Source organism: Pseudomonas sp. HP_01, assembly GCF_055284355.1.
Genome location: NZ_JBTOPV010000024.1, coordinates 14,475 through 31,217, shown reverse-complemented (window position 1 = coordinate 31,217; position 16,743 = coordinate 14,475). Strand labels below are relative to the sequence as shown.

Sequence of the window (16,743 nt, the reverse complement as noted above, 5' to 3'; positions counted from 1 at the left end):
CTAGCCCTTACTTGGAGTAGAGCTCGACAATCAGGCTTTCGTTGATGTCGGCGGACAGATCACTGCGAGCTGGAACGCTTTTGAAGACGCCAGATTTTTTCTCAGTGTCTACTTCTACCCATTCTACGCGGCCACGTTGGGCACACAGATCGAGAGCCTGGACGATACGCAGTTGGTTCTTCGCTTTTTCGCGAATTGCCACTACGTCACCAGCACGGACCTGGTAGGACGGAACGTTAACGGTTTTGCCGTTTACGCTTACCGACTTGTGCGATACCAGCTGACGCGATTCGGCACGAGTCGAACCGAAGCCCATGCGGTACACAACGTTGTCCAGACGGCATTCGAGCAGTTGCAGCAGGTTCTCACCAGTTGCGCCTTTCTTGCCGGCAGCTTCTTTGTAGTAACCGCTGAACTGACGCTCGAGAACGCCATAAATACGACGGACCTTCTGCTTTTCACGCAGTTGGGTGCCGTAGTCGGACTGGCGACCGCGGCGTTGGCCGTGGATACCAGGTGCTGCTTCGATGTTGCACTTCGATTCGATCGCGCGCACGCCGCTCTTCAGAAAGAGATCGGTGCCTTCGCGACGAGCGAGTTTGCATTTTGGACCAATGTAACGAGCCATTCTTTACAATCTCCTGGATTACACGCGGCGCTTCTTCGGCGGACGGCACCCGTTGTGCGGGATTGGCGTCACGTCGGTGATGCTGGCGATCTTGTAGCCGCAGCCGTTCAAAGCACGGACAGCAGATTCACGACCTGGACCTGGACCTTTGACGTTAACGTCGAGGTTTTTCAGGCCGTATTCCAGCGCAGCTTGACCAGCACGTTCAGCAGCTACTTGAGCAGCAAACGGCGTGGACTTGCGGGAACCGCGGAAACCCGAACCACCGGAGGTTGCCCAGGACAGAGCGTTACCTTGACGGTCGGTGATGGTCACGATTGTGTTGTTAAAAGATGCATGGATGTGGGCGATGCCATCAACCACTGTCTTTTTAACTTTTTTACGAGGACGAGCAGCAGGTTTTGCCATGATTTAATTCCTGTCGATTCGCTGGGGCGATTACTTGCGGATCGGCTTACGCGGACCTTTACGGGTACGCGCGTTAGTCTTGGTACGCTGACCGCGCACTGGAAGACCACGACGATGACGCAGACCGCGATAGCAACCGAGGTCCATCAAGCGCTTGATTTTCATGTTGATTTCGCGACGCAGATCACCTTCAGTGGTGAACTTCGCGACTTCGCCACGCAGCTGTTCAATCTGCTCGTCGCTCAGATCTTTGATCTTTACCGCCGGGTTAACCCCGGTAGTAGCACAGATTTTGTGTGCAGTTGTGCGACCAACACCATAGATGTAGGTCAGCGAGATAACAGTATGCTTGTTATCTGGAATGTTAACGCCTGCAATACGGGCCATTCAGTGGGACTCCAATTGACAGCTACCTACGCCCCGGAAGCCAAGAAATAGGGCGCGAGATAATATCGCTGTAATAACAAATAATCAACCCAGCAGCGCACTAGCTGCTGGGCTTTTAGCACAGATCACATTTAGCCTTGGCGCTGCTTGTGACGTGGTTCCGCGCTGCAAATTACTCGAACAACACCTTCGCGGCGAATAATCTTGCAGTTGCGGCACAGCTTTTTCACCGATGCACGAACTTTCATCACCAACTCCTCGAACCTTATGGGTGCTTCAGCGCAGCATGCCGCTGCCGTAGCCCTTCAGGTTGGCTTTCTTCATCAGGGATTCATACTGGTGCGAAACGAGGTGCGATTGCACTTGGGACATGAAGTCCATCACAACCACGACCACGATCAGCAACGAGGTCCCGCCAAGGTAAAACGGCACGTTTGCAGCGACCACGAGAAACTGCGGAAGCAAGCATACGGCCATCATGTAGAGAGCACCGAACATGGTCAGACGAGTCAGAACGCCATCAATATAGCGCGCAGACTGCTCACCAGGACGAATGCCCGGAATAAAGGCACCGGACTTCTTCAGGTTTTCCGCTACGTCTTTCGGATTGAACATCAAAGCCGTATAGAAGAAGCAGAAGAAAATAATCCCTGCACTAAACAGCAGAATATTCAACGGCTGACCAGGTGCGATCGACTGCGAGATGTCCTGCAACCAGCCCATACCCTCAGACTGACCGAACCAGGCACCCAGCGAAGCCGGAAACAGCAAGATGCTGCTAGCGAAAATGGCAGGAATAACACCCGCCATGTTCACTTTCAACGGCAAGTGGCTCGTCTGCGCAGCGAAGACCTTACGGCCCTGTTGACGCTTCGCGTAGTGAACAGCAATACGACGCTGACCACGCTCGATGAACACCACGAAACCGATGATCGCTACTGCCAGCAAACCGATGGCGACCAAAGCGAAGATATTGATATCACCTTGACGAGCAGACTCGAAAGACTGCCCGATCGCTCTCGGAAGACCGGCAACGATACCCGAAAAAATCAACATCGAGATACCGTTGCCAACACCACGCTCAGTGATCTGCTCGCCTAGCCACATCATGAACAGTGCACCTGCAACAAAAGTGGTGACTGCGACGAAGTGGAAGCCGATATCTGCTGAGAACGCAACGCCCTGCCCGGCCAAACCAATGGACATGCCAATAGCTTGAACCAGGGCCAGGACTACGGTGCCATAGCGGGTGTACTGGCTGATCTTACGACGACCAGCCTCACCTTCCTTCTTCAACTGCTCCAGCTGCGGACTGACTGCGGTCATGAGCTGCATGATGATCGACGCCGAGATATACGGCATGATCCCCAGTGCAAAAATGCTCATGCGCTCCAGCGCACCGCCGGAAAACATGTTGAACAAGCTAAGAATGGTCCCCTCATTCTGTCGAAACAGGTCCGCCAGACGGTCAGGGTTGATACCCGGAACTGGGATATGCGCACCGATCCGATAGACGATAATCGCCAGGAACAGGAAACGCAGACGAGCCCAGAGTTCGGACAACCCGCCGCTTTTGCCTAGCGCTGAGAGAGCACCTTGCTTAGCCATTTATTCCTCGAACTTGCCGCCAGCTGCTTCGATAGCCGCACGCGCACCTTTGGTGGCTGCGATACCTTTAAGGGTGACTGCGCGAGTAACCTCACCGGACAGCATGATTTTCACACGCTGTACGTTTTGGTTGATCACGTTGGCATCCTTCAGGGACTGCACAGTGACGACGCCTTCTACTTTAGCCAGCTCGGAGGTGCGAACTTCAGCACGATCCATAGCTTTCAAAGAGACGAAGCCGAACTTAGGCAGACGACGATGCAACGGCTGTTGGCCGCCTTCGAAGCCCGGAGCGATGGTGCCACCGGAGCGGGAGGTCTGACCTTTGTGGCCACGGCCACCGGTCTTACCCAAACCACTACCGATACCACGGCCCGGACGATGCTTTTCGCGACGGGAACCCGGCGCTGGACTCAGATCATTGAGTTTCATCGATTAACCCTCGACGCGCAGCATGTAGTAAGCCTTGTTGATCATCCCACGGTTTTCCGGGGTATCAACGACTTCTACAGTGTGACCGATGCGACGCAGACCCAAACCCTTAACGCACAATTTGTGGTTAGGGATGCGGCCGGTCATGCTTTTGATCAACGTTACTTTAACGGTAGCCATGATCAGAAAATCTCCTGGACGTTCAGGCCGCGCTTAGCAGCGATGGACTCAGGGGACTGCATGGTTTTCAAACCCTTGAACGTTGCGTGAACAACGTTGACCGGGTTAGTCGAACCGTAGCACTTGGCCAGAACGTTGTGGACGCCAGCAACTTCGAGGACAGCGCGCATTGCGCCGCCAGCGATGATGCCGGTACCTTCCGACGCAGGCTGCATGTAAACCTTCGAAGCCCCATGAGCGGACTTGATGGCGTACTGCAGAGTAGTGCCGTTCAGATCAACCTGGATCATGTTGCGGCGAGCAGCTTCCATTGCCTTCTGGATCGCGGCAGGCACTTCACGTGACTTGCCACGGCCGAAGCCAACGCGCCCTTTACCGTCACCAACCACGGTCAACGCGGTGAAGGTGAAGATACGGCCGCCTTTAACGGTTTTTGCTACGCGATTAACTTGTACCAGCTTCTCGATGTAGCCTTCGTCGCGTTTTTGGTCGTTATTTGACATAACTTAGAACTCCAGCCCGCCTTCACGAGCAGCATCAGCCAGCGCCTTAACGCGGCCGTGGTACTTGAAGCCAGAACGATCAAAAGCCACTTGCGATACACCGGCGGCTTTCGCACGCTCAGCGATCAGCTGGCCAACTTTAGTGGCCGCGTCGATGTTGCCAGTGGCGCCATCACGCAGTTCTTTGTCCAAAGTCGAGGCGTTTGCCAGGACTTTGCTGCCGTCGGCCGAGATGACCTGGGCATAAATGTGCTGCGAAGAGCGGTACACGCAGAGACGCACGACTTCTAGCTCGTGCATTTTCAGGCGTGCTTTGCGAGCGCGACGCAGTCGGGTAACTTTTTTGACGGTCATTTGCTATGCCCTACTTCTTCTTGGCTTCTTTACGACGGACGACTTCGTCCGCGTAACGCACGCCTTTGCCTTTGTACGGCTCTGGACGGCGGAAGTCGCGGATCTCAGCGGCCACTTGACCAACCAACTGCTTGTCGATACCGCGAATGACGATATCGGTTTGGTTGGGAGTCTCAGCGGTGATGCCTTCCGGCAATTCGTAGTCCACTGGGTGCGAGAAGCCAAGGGCCAGGTTCAGCACCGTGCCTTTTGCTTGCGCTTTGTAACCAACACCGACCAGCTGGAGCTTGCGCTCGAAGCCTTGGCTTACGCCCTGGACCATGTTGTTTACCAACGCACGAGTGGTACCGGCCATTGCGCGAGTTTGTTGATCGCCATTGCGAGCAGCGAAACGCAGCTCACCGGACTCTTCAACAATTTCAACGGACGAATGGATGTTCAGGTCTAGAGTGCCCTTGGCACCCTTCACCGAAAGCTGCTGGCCGACGAGTTTGACTTCGACGCCTGCTGGCAACTTAACGGGGTTCTTAGCTACGCGTGACATGCTTATCCCCCCTTAGAACACTGTGCAAAGCACTTCGCCGCCGACACCGGCAGCGCGCGCAGCACGATCCGTCATCACACCTTTGTTGGTGGAGACGATAGACACACCGAGGCCGCCACGAACTTTTGGCAACTCATCGACGGACTTGTACTGACGCAGGCCTGGACGGCTAACGCGCTTCACTTCTTCGATGACCGGACGGCCTTCGAAGTACTTCAGCTCGATGGACAGCAACGGCTTTGTTTCGCTGCTGATCTGATAACCCGCAATGTAACCTTCGTCCTTCAGGACTTTGGCTACAGCCACCTTCAACGTGGAGGATGGCATGCTTACGACGGGCTTTTCAGCCATCTGGGCATTACGGATACGAGTTAGCATGTCCGCTAACGGGTCCTGCATACTCATGGGCTAGACGCTCCTGATACAAAAAAAATGAGCCTTACGGCTACAACCTATCGCCTTAAAATTCCGGGCACGTGCAAGCACGGGCTCTGGCGAGCCGGCAATTCTAGGCGCACCCCGGAAATGAATCAAGCCCCAAAAGGGGCTTGATTCAAATTCAGGCTCTACGCTCATCGGTTCGAGGTGAACACAATGGGCGCACTGCGAGAATAACTTCTTACCAGCTGGCTTTAACCAGACCTGGTACGTCGCCACGCATTGCTGCTTGGCGCAGCATGTTACGGCCGAGGCCGAACTTGCGGTATACGCCGTGCGGACGACCTGTCAGACGGCAACGGTTACGCATGCGCGAGGCGCTTGCATCACGTGGTTGCTTCTGCAGTGCGACCGTAGCTTCCCAACGTGCTTCTGGACTTGCGTTCAGATCCACGATGATCGCTTTCAGCGCAGCACGCTTGGTAGCGTACTTGGCAACGGTGAGCTGACGCTTCAGCTCACGGTTTTTCATGCTCTTCTTGGCCATGGTCCTACTCCAATCAGTTGCGGAACGGGAACTTGAAAGCACGCAGCAATGCGCGACCTTCTTCGTCCGTACGAGCAGTGGTGGTCAGGGTAATGTCCAGACCGCGCAGGGCATCGATCTTGTCGTAGTCGATTTCCGGAAAAATGATCTGCTCTTTAACGCCCATGCTGTAGTTACCACGACCATCGAAGGACTTGGCATTCAGGCCGCGGAAGTCGCGAACCCGAGGCAGGGAGATCGACAGCAGACGATCCAAGAATTCATACATACGCTCACGGCGCAGAGTCACTTTGACGCCGATCGGCCAACCTTCACGGACTTTAAAGCCAGCGATAGATTTGCGAGCGTAGGTCACAACGACTTTTTGGCCGGTGATTTTTTCCAGGTCTGCAACAGCGTGCTCGATGACTTTCTTGTCGCCGATCGCTTCGCCCAGACCCATGTTCAACGTGATCTTTGTAACGCGTGGAACTTCCATCACGTTCGAAAGCTTAAGTTCTTCCTTAAGTTTCGGTGCGATTTCTTTCCAGTAAATCTCTTTTAGTCGTGCCATGGTCTTCTACCTAGCAGTGTTCAAGCATCAACCGCTTTTTGGGTCGACTTGAAGACACGAATTTTCTTGCCGTCTTCAACTTTGAAACCAACGCGGTCAGCCTTGTTGGTTGCGCCGTTGAAAATGGCGACGTTAGAAGCGTGCAATGGCGCTTCTTTCTCGACGATACCGCCCTGTACGCCCGACATCGGGTTTGGCTTGGTATGACGCTTCACCAGGTTGATCCCACCAACGACCAGACGGTCATCAGCGAGAACCTTGAGCACCTTACCGCGCTTACCTTTGTCTTTGCCGGCGATCACGATGATCTCGTCGTCACGACGAATCTTTTGCATGTCGGATCTCCTTACAGCACTTCTGGGGCGAGCGAGACGATCTTCATGAACTTCTCAGTACGAAGTTCACGGGTCACTGGCCCAAAGATACGGGTGCCGATCGGCTCTTGCTTGTTGTTCAACAGAACAGCAGCGTTGCCATCAAAGCGGATGATGGAGCCGTCTGCGCGACGAACACCGTGGCGAGTGCGGACTACTACTGCAGTCATCACTTGGCCTTTTTTCACCTTACCGCGCGGAATTGCTTCCTTGACGGTAACTTTGATGATGTCACCGATACCAGCGTAACGACGATGAGAGCCACCAAGCACCTTGATGCACATAACGCGGCGTGCGCCGCTGTTATCGGCCACATCGAGCATGGATTGAGTCTGAATCATATAATTTCTCCGACCCCTAGCCCTTAGACTTCCACAGCGCGTTCGAGAACATCAACCAGCGCCCAAGATTTGGTCTTGGCCATCGGACGAGTTTCACGAATAGTGACCTTGTCGCCGATGTGGCACTGATTGGTTTCGTCGTGCGCGTGCAGCTTAGTCGAACGCTTAACGTATTTACCGTAGATTGGGTGCTTGACGCGACGCTCGATCAGTACGGTGATGGTCTTGTCCATCTTGTCGCTGACGACACGGCCAGTCAGCGTACGGACGGTTTTTTCGGCTTCAGCCATGATTACTTACCTGCCTGCTGGTTGAGCACAGTCTTCACGCGAGCGATGTCACGCTTAACTTGCGAGAGCAGGTGAGACTGCCCCAACTGGCCAGTTGCTTTCTGCATGCGCAGATTGAACTGGTCGCGCAGCAAGCCGAGCAGTTGCTCGTTCAGTTGCTGTGCTGATTTTTCACGAAGTTCATTCGCTTTCATCACATCACCGTCCGCTTAACAAAGGAGGTGGCGAGCGGCAGCTTTGCAGCAGCCAGGGCGAAAGCCTCACGCGCCAACTCTTCGGAAACACCCTCGATTTCATACAGGACTTTGCCTGGCTGAATCTGGGCAACCCAGTACTCCACGTTACCCTTACCTTTACCCATCCGAACTTCGAGAGGCTTTTTGGTGACAGGCTTGTCCGGGAATACACGGATCCAGATCTTGCCGCCACGTTTAACGTGACGGGTCAGTGCACGACGCGCTGACTCGATCTGACGAGCGGTGAGACGACCACGAGCTACAGACTTCAGCGCGAACTCGCCGAAGCTGACTTTGCTACCGCGCAATGCCAGACCACGGTTGTGGCCGGTCATTTGCTTGCGGAACTTCGTACGCTTAGGTTGCAACATTTGGCGTACCCCTTACTTAGCAGCTTTTTTACGAGGCGCTGGTGCTTGCGGCTTCAGCTCTTCTTGGCGACCACCAATTACTTCGCCTTTGAAGATCCAAACCTTTACACCGATCACACCGTAAGTGGTGTGAGCTTCGTAGTTGGCATAGTCGATGTCGGCACGCAGGGTGTGCAAAGGCACACGACCTTCGCGATACCATTCAGTACGTGCAATTTCAGCACCGCCGAGACGACCGCTCACTTGGATTTTGATGCCTTTGGCACCAATGCGCATGGCGTTCTGCACTGCGCGCTTCATAGCGCGACGGAACATTACGCGACGCTCCAGCTGCTGAGCTACGCTCTGCGCAACCAGCATACCGTCGAGCTCCGGCTTACGGATCTCTTCGATATTGATGTGCACAGGCACACCCATTTGCTTGGTCAGGTCCTGACGCAGCTTCTCAACATCTTCACCTTTCTTCCCGATAACGATACCTGGACGAGCGGTGTGGATGGTGATGCGTGCAGTCTGCGCCGGACGATGGATATCGATACGGCTTACGGACGCGCTTTTTAGTTTGTCTTGGAGATACTCTCGCACCTTCAGATCAGCGAACAAGTAGTCCGCATAAGTCCGACCGTCTGCGTACCAGACGGAGGTGTGCTCCTTGACGATTCCCAGGCGAATGCCAATGGGATGTACTTTCTGACCCATCTCTTCGACTCCGTTACTTGTCAGCAACCTTGACAGTGATATGGCAAGACCGCTTGACGATGCGATCAGCACGGCCTTTGGCACGTGGCATGATGCGCTTCAGCGAACGCCCTTCGTTGACGAAAACGGTGGAGACCTTAAGGTCATCAACGTCTGCGCCTTCGTTATGCTCGGCGTTGGCTACGGCCGACTCCAGCACTTTCTTCATGATCTCGGCGGCTTTCTTACTGCTGAAAGCCAACAGGTTGAGCGCTTCGCCCACCTTCTTCCCGCGGATCTGGTCGGCGACCAAGCGGGCTTTCTGGGCGGAGATTCGAGCGCCCGACAACTTAGCGGCTACTTCCATCGTTCCTTACCCCTTAACGCTTGGCTTTCTTGTCTGCCACGTGCCCACGATAAGTGCGGGTACCGGCAAACTCGCCTAGTTTGTGGCCGACCATGTCTTCGTTCACGAGAACAGGAACATGCTGACGACCGTTATGCACAGCAATGGTCAAACCGACCATTTGTGGCAGGATCATAGAACGGCGCGACCAGGTCTTAACTGGTTTGCGATCGTTCTTTTCCGCCGCCACTTCGATCTTCTTCAGTAGGTGAAGATCAATAAAAGGACCTTTTTTCAGAGAACGTGGCACTGTCGTATCCCTCTATTTACTTGCGACGACGGACGATCATTTTGTCGGTACGCTTATTACCACGAGTCTTCGCGCCCTTAGTCGGGAAGCCCCACGGCGATACCGGATGACGACCACCAGAGGTACGACCTTCACCACCACCATGTGGGTGGTCAACCGGGTTCATGGCAACACCACGAACGGTTGGGCGAACGCCACGCCAGCGTTTGGCACCAGCTTTACCCAGCGAACGCAGGCTGTGCTCGGAGTTCGAGACCTCACCCAGAGTCGCGCGGCATTCAGCCAGAACTTTACGCATCTCACCGGAGCGGAGACGCAGAGTCACGTAGACACCTTCACGAGCGATCAACTGTGCAGATGCACCAGCGGAACGAGCGATCTGAGCACCTTTGCCCGGCTTCAACTCGATGCCGTGAACGGTAGAACCCACTGGAATGTTGCGCAGCTGCAAAGCGTTACCTGGCTTGATTGGAGCCAAGGCGCCTGCGATCAGCTGGTCGCCAGCACTCACGCCTTTAGGCGCGATGATGTAACGACGCTCGCCGTCTGCGTACAGCAGCAGTGCGATGTGAGCAGTACGGTTTGGATCGTATTCAATGCGCTCGACGGTGGCAGAGATGCCATCCTTGTCGTTGCGACGGAAATCGACCAGACGATAATGCTGCTTATGACCACCACCGATGTGACGAGTAGTGATGCGGCCATTGTTGTTACGACCACCAGTCTTCGATTTTTTCTCGAGCAGCGGTGCGTGAGGAGCGCCTTTATGCAGCTCCTGGTTGACCACCTTGACCACAAAACGGCGGCCAGGGGAAGTCGGTTTGCATTTAACGATTGCCATGATGCACCCCTTCCTTACTCAGCACTGCTGCTGAAATCGAGATCTTGGCCTGGCTGAAGGGAGATAACTGCCTTCTTCCAGTCATTACGCTTGCCCAGACCGCGAGCAGTGCGCTTGGTCTTACCCATAACATTCAGGGTAGTGACACGCTCTACTTTCACGCTGAACAGGCTTTCGACGGCCTTCTTGATTTCCAGCTTGGTTGCATCAGTAGCAACCTTGAAAACGAACTGACCTTTTTTGTCTGCCAGAACCGTAGCCTTCTCGGAAACGTGCGGGCCAAGCAGAACTTTAAATACGCGTTCCTGGTTCATCCCAGCAGCTCCTCGAATTTCTTCACGGCCGACACAGTGATCAACACTTTGTCGTATGCGATCAGACTAACTGGATCGGAACCTTGAACATCACGCACATCAACGTGCGGCAGGTTGCGAGCAGCCAGGTACAGGTTCTGATCAACAGCGTCCGACACGATCAAAACGTCGGTCAGGCTCATGTCGTTCAGTTTGCCCAGCAGATCTTTGGTTTTCGGCGATTCAACAGCGAAATCCTGAACCACGACCAGACGATCAGTACGAACCAGTTCAGCAAGAATGGAGCGCAGTGCTGCGCGATACATCTTCTTGTTGAGCTTCTGAGAGTGATCCTGAGGACGTGCTGCGAAAGTGGTACCGCCGCCGCGCCAGATCGGGCTACGGATAGTACCGGCACGAGCACGGCCAGTACCCTTTTGACGCCAAGGGCGCTTACCGCCACCGGATACGTCAGAACGGGTCTTTTGCTGCTTGCTACCCTGACGACCGCCAGCCATATAGGCCACGACTGCCTGGTGAACCAGCGTCTCGTTGAATTCGCCGCCAAATGTCAGTTCGGAAACTTCGATCGCTTGGGCGTCATTTACATTTAATTGCATGTCAGCTTCCCCTTAACCGCGAGCCTTGGCTGCTGGACGTACAACCACATTGCCGCCAGTAGCGCCAGGAACAGCACCCTTGACCAACAACAGATTGCGTTCAGCGTCCACGCGCACTACTTCCAGGGACTGCACGGTCACGCGCTCAGCGCCCATATGACCGGACATTTTTTTGCCCTTGAATACACGACCAGGAGTCTGGCACTGGCCGATAGAGCCCGGGACGCGGTGGGACACGGAGTTACCGTGAGTATTATCTTGGCCACGGAAATTGTGGCGCTTGATAGTACCTTGGAAGCCTTTACCTTTGGACTGACCGGTAACATCTACCATCTGGCCAGCAGCAAAGATTTCTGCATTGATCAGATCGCCAGCCTTGTATTCGCCTTCTTCAAGACGGAATTCCAGGACGGTACGACCTGCGGCAACGTTCGCTTTAGCGAAGTGACCTGCCTGAGCAGCAGTCACACGGGAAGCACGACGCACGCCGACAGTGACTTGCACTGCACGATAGCCATCGACTTCTTCGGTTTTGAACTGGGTGACGCGATTCGGCTCGATCTCAATGACCGTAACCGGAATGGAGACACCTTCTTCGGTGAAAATACGGGTCATACCGCATTTACGACCGACTACACCAATAGTCATGTTGTAAACCTCATGAGTGTACGGGGCTTTCACCCGCTATGGCCGCCCATTTCAGAGCGTTACACGACTAAGACCCGAGTCTTAGCCGAGGCTGATCTGTACTTCCACACCTGCCGCAAGATCAAGCTTCATCAGCGCGTCAACGGTTTTATCCGTTGGCTGGACGATGTCCAGAACACGCTTATGAGTGCGGATCTCGTACTGGTCGCGCGCGTCTTTGTTGACGTGCGGAGAAACCAGAACGGTGAACCGCTCTTTACGGGTAGGGAGTGGAATCGGACCACGCACTTGAGCACCAGTACGTTTCGCGGTTTCCACGATTTCCTGGGTGGATTGGTCGATCAGGCGATGGTCAAAAGCCTTCAACCTGATACGGATTTGCTGATTTTGCATTGGATTTCAGACTCCAGGCTACTTCCCACCGAGCGCAATACGCCCGTTTAAAGGAGGCGCAATTCTATAGACGAGCTAACAGGGTGTCAACCCAATAAAAAAGCCCCCGCAAGCGGAGGCTCTTTTTGAAGATCATCGCTTACGCGATGATTTTGGCTACGACGCCAGCGCCGACGGTACGACCGCCTTCACGGATAGCGAAACGCAGACCATCTTCCATTGCGATTGGCTTGATCAGGGTAACGGAAACTTTCACGTTATCACCTGGCATAACCATCTCAACGCCTTCCGGCAGTTCGCAGCTACCAGTTACGTCGGTAGTACGGAAGTAGAACTGTGGACGGTAGCCTTTGAAGAACGGAGTGTGACGGCCGCCTTCTTCCTTGCTCAGAACGTAGATTTCAGCTTCGAACTGAGTGTGCGGCTTGACAGTACCTGGCTTTACCAGGACTTGGCCACGCTCAACGTCGTCACGCTTGGTGCCGCGCAACAGAACGCCGCAGTTCTCGCCAGCACGGCCTTCGTCGAGCAGCTTACGGAACATTTCAACACCGGTGCAGGTGGTGACGGTGGTGTCACGCAGACCAACGATTTCCAGTGGATCTTGAACCTTGACGATACCGCGCTCTACACGACCAGTCACAACAGTACCGCGACCGGAGATCGAGAATACGTCTTCGATTGGCATCAGGAACGGCTTGTCGACAGCACGCTCTGGCTGAGGAATGTAGCTGTCCAGAGTTTCAACCAACTTCTTGACGGCAGTGGTGCCCATCTCGTTGTCGTCTTTACCTTCCAACGCCATACGGGCAGAGCCGATGATGATTGGAGTGTCGTCGCCCGGGAAGTCGTAAGTGCTCAGCAGATCGCGCACTTCCATCTCAACCAGCTCCAGCAGCTCAGCGTCGTCTACCAGGTCAGCCTTGTTCAGGAAGACCACGATGTACGGAACGCCTACCTGACGGGACAGCAGGATGTGCTCACGAGTCTGTGGCATCGGACCGTCAGCAGCCGAACAAACCAGGATAGCGCCGTCCATCTGGGCAGCACCGGTGATCATGTTCTTCACGTAGTCAGCGTGACCCGGGCAGTCAACGTGCGCGTAGTGACGTACAGACGAGTTGTACTCAACGTGAGCAGTGTTGATGGTGATACCGCGAGCCTTCTCTTCTGGTGCGCTGTCGATCTTGTCGAAGTCAACACGAGCCGAACCGAAAACTTCGGAGCAGACGCGAGTCAGAGCAGCGGTCAGCGTGGTTTTACCATGGTCAACGTGACCGATGGTGCCAACGTTGACGTGCGGAAGGGAACGATCAAATTTTTCTTTAGCCACGACAAATAACTCCTAGCCTAAAGGCGCTGAATCAGCCTTGTTTTTTGGTTACAGTTTCGACGATGTGCGACGGAGCTGTATTGTATTTTTTGAATTCCATAGAGTAGCTTGCGCGACCTTGGGACATGGAGCGAACGTCGGTCGCATAACCGAACATCTCACCCAACGGGACCTCGGCACGAATTACCTTGCCGGAGACCGTATCTTCCATACCCAGGATCATGCCGCGACGACGGTTAAGGTCGCCCATCACGTCACCCATATAGTCTTCAGGCGTAACAACCTCTACAGCCATGATCGGCTCAAGCAACTCACCGCCGCCCTTTTGGGCCAGTTGCTTGGTCGCCATGGAAGCAGCCACCTTAAACGCCATCTCGTTCGAGTCGACGTCGTGGTAAGAACCATCAAACACGGTAGCCTTCAGGCCGATCAGCGGATAGCCGGCAACAACGCCGTTCTTCATCTGCTCTTCGATGCCCTTCTGGATAGCCGGGATGTATTCCTTAGGAACCACACCACCCACCACTTCGTTCACGAATTGCAGACCTTCCTGACCTTCGTCAGCGGGTGCAAAACGGATCCAGCAGTGGCCGAACTGACCACGACCGCCGGACTGGCGAACGAACTTGCCTTCGATTTCACAGTTCTTCGTGATGCGCTCACGATACGAAACCTGAGGCTTACCGATGTTGGCTTCGACGTTGAACTCACGGCGCATCCGGTCAACCAGGATGTCCAGGTGCAGCTCGCCCATGCCAGAGATGATCGTTTGACCAGTCTCTTCATCAGTTTTGACGCGGAAAGACGGGTCTTCCTGAGCAAGTTTGCCCAGTGCGATACCCATTTTTTCCTGGTCATCCTTGGTTTTAGGCTCTACGGCAACCGAAATAACCGGCTCCGGGAAGTCCATCCGAACCAGGATGATTGGCTTGTCAGCGTTGCACAAGGTTTCACCAGTGGTGACGTCCTTCATGCCGATCAAGGCCGCGATGTCACCAGCGCGTACTTCCTTGATCTCTTCGCGAGCGTTTGCGTGCATTTGCACCATACGGCCCACGCGCTCTTTCTTGCCCTTGACCGAGTTGATCACACCGTCGCCGGATGCCAACACGCCCGAGTAAACACGGACGAAGGTCAGGGTGCCCACGAATGGGTCGGTAGCGATCTTGAACGCCAGAGCCGAGAACGGCTCGTTGTCGTCTGCGTGACGCTCCAGATTGATGGTCTCGTCATCAGGGTCTGTACCCTTGATGGCAGGAATATCAACTGGTGCCGGCAGATAGTCGATCACGGCGTCCAGAACCAGGGGAACACCCTTGTTCTTGAAGGAAGAACCGCAAACAGCCAGGACGATTTCGCCAGCAATAGTACGCTGACGCAGAGCATCCTTGATTTCCGCGTTGGTGAGTTCTTCACCCTCGAGGTACTTGTTCATCAGCTCTTCGCTGGCTTCGGCCGCAGCCTCAACCATGTTGCCGCGCCATTCGTCAGCCATTTCCTGCAGTTCAGCAGGGATAGGCTTGCGAACAGGGACCATGCCCTTGTCGGAATCGTTCCAATAGACCGCTTCCATGGACATCAGATCGATCTGACCCTGGAAGTTGTCTTCGGAACCGATAGCCAGCTGGATAGGCACCGGAGTGTGGCCCAGACGCTGCTTGATCTGACCGATTACGCGCAGGAAGTCTGCACCCGCACGGTCCATCTTGTTTACGTACACAAGACGTGGGACACCGTACTTGTTGGCCTGACGCCATACGGTTTCCGACTGCGGCTCTACGCCGGAAGTACCACAGAAAACTACGACCGCGCCGTCGAGTACACGCAGGGAACGCTCAACTTCAATGGTGAAGTCTACGTGGCCCGGGGTGTCAATCACGTTGAAGCGATACTGGTCTTTGTGTTGCTTCTCGGAACCCTGCCAAAAGGCAGTAATAGCAGCAGAAGTAATGGTAATACCACGTTCCTGCTCCTGAACCATCCAGTCGGTGGTCGCGGCGCCGTCATGCACCTCGCCCATCTTGTGGCTTTTACCGGTGTAAAAAAGGACGCGCTCGGTGGTGGTGGTTTTACCAGCATCCACGTGAGCAACGATACCAATGTTACGGTAACGGTTGATCGGTGTAGTACGAGCCATAAAGCCCTCGCAAAATTAGTGACGCTGAAATTAGAAGCGGTAGTGCGAGAAAGCTTTGTTGGCTTCAGCCATACGGTGCACGTCTTCACGCTTCTTGACCGCAGCACCTTTACCTTCGGCGGCGTCCAACAATTCGCCAGCCAAACGCAGAGCCATAGACTTCTCACCGCGCTTGCGCGCGAAGTCTACCAGCCAACGCATTGCCAGAGCATTACGACGGGACGGACGAACTTCGACCGGAACCTGGTAAGTAGCACCGCCTACACGGCGCGACTTCACTTCGACCAGCGGAGCGATGGCGTCGAGAGCTTTCTCGAAGATTTCCAGGGGATCGGAGTTCTTGCGTTCTTTAACCTTTTCCAGCGCGCCATAAACGATACGCTCGGCAACGGCTTTCTTACCGCTTTCCATAACGTGGTTCATGAACTTGGCCAGGATCTGGCTGCCGTATTTTGGATCGTCAAGCACTTCGCGCTTGGCTGCTACGCGTCTTCTTGGCATGGATAAGCCCTCAAACGGTCTTCAGGTTCGCTCGGAATCAGCACCTACTGGCGCTTCCGACCTTACTCTTATCGACTCAGAAAATAAGATGATTCAGTTTTTACAAAAAGCCGCTACTACTTAGGCTTCTTGGTACCGTACTTCGAACGACCCTGGTTACGACCCTTGACACCGGAAGTATCCAACGAACCGCGAACGGTGTGGTAACGAACACCTGGCAAGTCTTTTACACGGCCGCCACGAATCAGTACGACGCTGTGCTCTTGCAGGTTGTGGCCTTCACCACCGATGTACGAGGAAACCTCGAAACCGTTGGTCAGACGCACACGGCAAACTTTACGCAATGCCGAGTTAGGTTTTTTCGGCGTAGTTGTGTACACGCGAGTGCACACACCACGACGCTGCGGGCAGTTCTGCAGCGCAGGCACGTCGGATTTCTCGACGATACGCTTACGCGGCTGACGTACCAGCTGGTTGATAGTTGCCATCTACTAGCTCCACTGTTGTCT

At 54.5% G+C, this 16,743-nt stretch carries 30 protein-coding genes; all 30 read right to left on the bottom strand.

Annotated features, from left to right (window positions below; all coding sequences use genetic code 11):
• Nucleotides 1-7: 7 nt before the first annotated feature.
• The gene (rpsD, locus tag ACYAR8_RS15040) at nucleotides 8-628 is read right to left on the bottom strand and encodes a 30S ribosomal protein S4 (protein WP_037017742.1); all 621 of its coding nucleotides are present in this window, start codon (nucleotides 626-628) and stop codon (nucleotides 8-10) included.
• A gap of 18 nt (nucleotides 629-646) precedes the next feature.
• On the bottom strand, nucleotides 647-1,036 hold the full coding sequence (rpsK, locus tag ACYAR8_RS15035; RefSeq protein WP_002555466.1) for a 30S ribosomal protein S11: 390 nt from the start codon (nucleotides 1,034-1,036) through the stop codon (nucleotides 647-649).
• A gap of 30 nt (nucleotides 1,037-1,066) precedes the next feature.
• Nucleotides 1,067-1,423, bottom strand: a complete 357-nt coding sequence (gene rpsM / locus ACYAR8_RS15030; RefSeq protein WP_037017739.1) for a 30S ribosomal protein S13 — start codon at nucleotides 1,421-1,423, stop codon at nucleotides 1,067-1,069.
• Between the two features lie 131 nt (nucleotides 1,424-1,554).
• Entirely contained in the window at nucleotides 1,555-1,671 is a 117-nt protein-coding gene (gene rpmJ / locus ACYAR8_RS15025) for a 50S ribosomal protein L36 (RefSeq protein WP_002555468.1), read from the bottom strand.
• 28 nt (nucleotides 1,672-1,699) lie between these two features.
• Nucleotides 1,700-3,031 (bottom strand): preprotein translocase subunit SecY, encoded by a 1,332-nt coding sequence (gene secY, locus ACYAR8_RS15020; RefSeq protein ID WP_065988454.1) that lies wholly within the window; start codon nucleotides 3,029-3,031, stop codon nucleotides 1,700-1,702.
• Nucleotides 3,032-3,463 carry a 50S ribosomal protein L15 gene (gene rplO / locus ACYAR8_RS15015; RefSeq protein ID WP_037017733.1) on the bottom strand — a complete coding sequence of 144 codons (432 nt, stop codon included), beginning with the start codon at nucleotides 3,461-3,463 and terminating at the stop codon, nucleotides 3,032-3,034.
• 3 nt (nucleotides 3,464-3,466) lie between these two features.
• The gene (gene rpmD, locus ACYAR8_RS15010) at nucleotides 3,467-3,643 is read right to left on the bottom strand and encodes a 50S ribosomal protein L30 (RefSeq protein WP_028621547.1); all 177 of its coding nucleotides are present in this window, start codon (nucleotides 3,641-3,643) and stop codon (nucleotides 3,467-3,469) included.
• Nucleotides 3,644-3,645: 2 nt separating this feature from the next.
• Nucleotides 3,646-4,146, bottom strand: coding sequence for a 30S ribosomal protein S5 (rpsE, locus tag ACYAR8_RS15005; RefSeq protein WP_037017729.1), 501 nt, complete (start codon nucleotides 4,144-4,146; stop codon nucleotides 3,646-3,648).
• 3 nt (nucleotides 4,147-4,149) lie between these two features.
• Nucleotides 4,150-4,500: a 50S ribosomal protein L18 gene (gene rplR, locus ACYAR8_RS15000; RefSeq protein WP_037017727.1), complete on the bottom strand. Its 351-nt coding sequence runs from the start codon at nucleotides 4,498-4,500 to the stop codon at nucleotides 4,150-4,152.
• A gap of 10 nt (nucleotides 4,501-4,510) precedes the next feature.
• Nucleotides 4,511-5,044 carry a 50S ribosomal protein L6 gene (gene rplF, locus ACYAR8_RS14995; RefSeq protein ID WP_108121485.1) on the bottom strand — a complete coding sequence of 178 codons (534 nt, stop codon included), beginning with the start codon at nucleotides 5,042-5,044 and terminating at the stop codon, nucleotides 4,511-4,513.
• A gap of 12 nt (nucleotides 5,045-5,056) precedes the next feature.
• Complete coding sequence (rpsH, locus tag ACYAR8_RS14990) at nucleotides 5,057-5,449, bottom strand: 30S ribosomal protein S8 (protein WP_037017722.1); 393 nt, start codon at nucleotides 5,447-5,449, stop codon at nucleotides 5,057-5,059.
• Nucleotides 5,450-5,663: 214 nt separating this feature from the next.
• Nucleotides 5,664-5,969: a 30S ribosomal protein S14 gene (gene rpsN, locus ACYAR8_RS14985; RefSeq protein ID WP_003186042.1), complete on the bottom strand. Its 306-nt coding sequence runs from the start codon at nucleotides 5,967-5,969 to the stop codon at nucleotides 5,664-5,666.
• Between the two features lie 13 nt (nucleotides 5,970-5,982).
• Nucleotides 5,983-6,522: a 50S ribosomal protein L5 gene (gene rplE, locus ACYAR8_RS14980; RefSeq protein WP_037017720.1), complete on the bottom strand. Its 540-nt coding sequence runs from the start codon at nucleotides 6,520-6,522 to the stop codon at nucleotides 5,983-5,985.
• Between the two features lie 20 nt (nucleotides 6,523-6,542).
• Nucleotides 6,543-6,857 carry a 50S ribosomal protein L24 gene (rplX, locus tag ACYAR8_RS14975; protein WP_002555478.1) on the bottom strand — a complete coding sequence of 105 codons (315 nt, stop codon included), beginning with the start codon at nucleotides 6,855-6,857 and terminating at the stop codon, nucleotides 6,543-6,545.
• Nucleotides 6,858-6,868: 11 nt separating this feature from the next.
• The gene (rplN, locus tag ACYAR8_RS14970; RefSeq protein WP_002555479.1) at nucleotides 6,869-7,237 is read right to left on the bottom strand and encodes a 50S ribosomal protein L14; all 369 of its coding nucleotides are present in this window, start codon (nucleotides 7,235-7,237) and stop codon (nucleotides 6,869-6,871) included.
• Nucleotides 7,238-7,260: 23 nt separating this feature from the next.
• Nucleotides 7,261-7,527, bottom strand: a complete 267-nt coding sequence (gene rpsQ, locus ACYAR8_RS14965) for a 30S ribosomal protein S17 (protein ID WP_003194644.1) — start codon at nucleotides 7,525-7,527, stop codon at nucleotides 7,261-7,263.
• 2 nt (nucleotides 7,528-7,529) lie between these two features.
• Nucleotides 7,530-7,721: a 50S ribosomal protein L29 gene (gene rpmC / locus ACYAR8_RS14960; RefSeq protein WP_002555481.1), complete on the bottom strand. Its 192-nt coding sequence runs from the start codon at nucleotides 7,719-7,721 to the stop codon at nucleotides 7,530-7,532.
• A complete protein-coding gene (rplP, locus tag ACYAR8_RS14955; protein WP_003186052.1) occupies nucleotides 7,721-8,134 on the bottom strand; it encodes a 50S ribosomal protein L16 in 414 nt (137 codons plus the stop codon). The genes rpmC and rplP overlap by 1 nt, the downstream gene beginning before the upstream one ends.
• Nucleotides 8,135-8,146: 12 nt before the next feature.
• Complete coding sequence (gene rpsC, locus ACYAR8_RS14950) at nucleotides 8,147-8,833, bottom strand: 30S ribosomal protein S3 (protein ID WP_003176422.1); 687 nt, start codon at nucleotides 8,831-8,833, stop codon at nucleotides 8,147-8,149.
• A gap of 13 nt (nucleotides 8,834-8,846) precedes the next feature.
• Nucleotides 8,847-9,179, bottom strand: a complete 333-nt coding sequence (rplV, locus tag ACYAR8_RS14945) for a 50S ribosomal protein L22 (RefSeq protein ID WP_003103908.1) — start codon at nucleotides 9,177-9,179, stop codon at nucleotides 8,847-8,849.
• Between the two features lie 13 nt (nucleotides 9,180-9,192).
• The gene (gene rpsS, locus ACYAR8_RS14940) at nucleotides 9,193-9,468 is read right to left on the bottom strand and encodes a 30S ribosomal protein S19 (RefSeq protein ID WP_002555486.1); all 276 of its coding nucleotides are present in this window, start codon (nucleotides 9,466-9,468) and stop codon (nucleotides 9,193-9,195) included.
• A gap of 16 nt (nucleotides 9,469-9,484) precedes the next feature.
• Nucleotides 9,485-10,309, bottom strand: coding sequence for a 50S ribosomal protein L2 (gene rplB, locus ACYAR8_RS14935; RefSeq protein WP_003176423.1), 825 nt, complete (start codon nucleotides 10,307-10,309; stop codon nucleotides 9,485-9,487).
• Between the two features lie 14 nt (nucleotides 10,310-10,323).
• A complete protein-coding gene (gene rplW / locus ACYAR8_RS14930) occupies nucleotides 10,324-10,623 on the bottom strand; it encodes a 50S ribosomal protein L23 (RefSeq protein ID WP_065988457.1) in 300 nt (99 codons plus the stop codon).
• On the bottom strand, nucleotides 10,620-11,222 hold the full coding sequence (gene rplD, locus ACYAR8_RS14925; protein ID WP_037017717.1) for a 50S ribosomal protein L4: 603 nt from the start codon (nucleotides 11,220-11,222) through the stop codon (nucleotides 10,620-10,622). Before rplD ends, rplW begins: the two co-directional genes overlap by 4 nt.
• 12 nt (nucleotides 11,223-11,234) lie before the next feature.
• Nucleotides 11,235-11,870 (bottom strand): 50S ribosomal protein L3, encoded by a 636-nt coding sequence (gene rplC / locus ACYAR8_RS14920; protein WP_065988459.1) that lies wholly within the window; start codon nucleotides 11,868-11,870, stop codon nucleotides 11,235-11,237.
• A gap of 81 nt (nucleotides 11,871-11,951) precedes the next feature.
• Nucleotides 11,952-12,263 (bottom strand): 30S ribosomal protein S10, encoded by a 312-nt coding sequence (gene rpsJ / locus ACYAR8_RS14915; RefSeq protein ID WP_003186070.1) that lies wholly within the window; start codon nucleotides 12,261-12,263, stop codon nucleotides 11,952-11,954.
• A 139-nt stretch (nucleotides 12,264-12,402) separates the two neighbouring features.
• A complete protein-coding gene (gene tuf, locus ACYAR8_RS14910) occupies nucleotides 12,403-13,596 on the bottom strand; it encodes an elongation factor Tu (RefSeq protein ID WP_024646116.1) in 1,194 nt (397 codons plus the stop codon).
• 31 nt (nucleotides 13,597-13,627) lie between these two features.
• Nucleotides 13,628-15,733, bottom strand: a complete 2,106-nt coding sequence (gene fusA / locus ACYAR8_RS14905; protein WP_074891749.1) for an elongation factor G — start codon at nucleotides 15,731-15,733, stop codon at nucleotides 13,628-13,630.
• Between the two features lie 30 nt (nucleotides 15,734-15,763).
• Complete coding sequence (gene rpsG, locus ACYAR8_RS14900; RefSeq protein ID WP_002555493.1) at nucleotides 15,764-16,234, bottom strand: 30S ribosomal protein S7; 471 nt, start codon at nucleotides 16,232-16,234, stop codon at nucleotides 15,764-15,766.
• A 116-nt stretch (nucleotides 16,235-16,350) separates the two neighbouring features.
• On the bottom strand, nucleotides 16,351-16,722 hold the full coding sequence (gene rpsL, locus ACYAR8_RS14895) for a 30S ribosomal protein S12 (RefSeq protein ID WP_002555494.1): 372 nt from the start codon (nucleotides 16,720-16,722) through the stop codon (nucleotides 16,351-16,353).
• Between the last annotated feature and the right edge of the window lie 21 nt (nucleotides 16,723-16,743).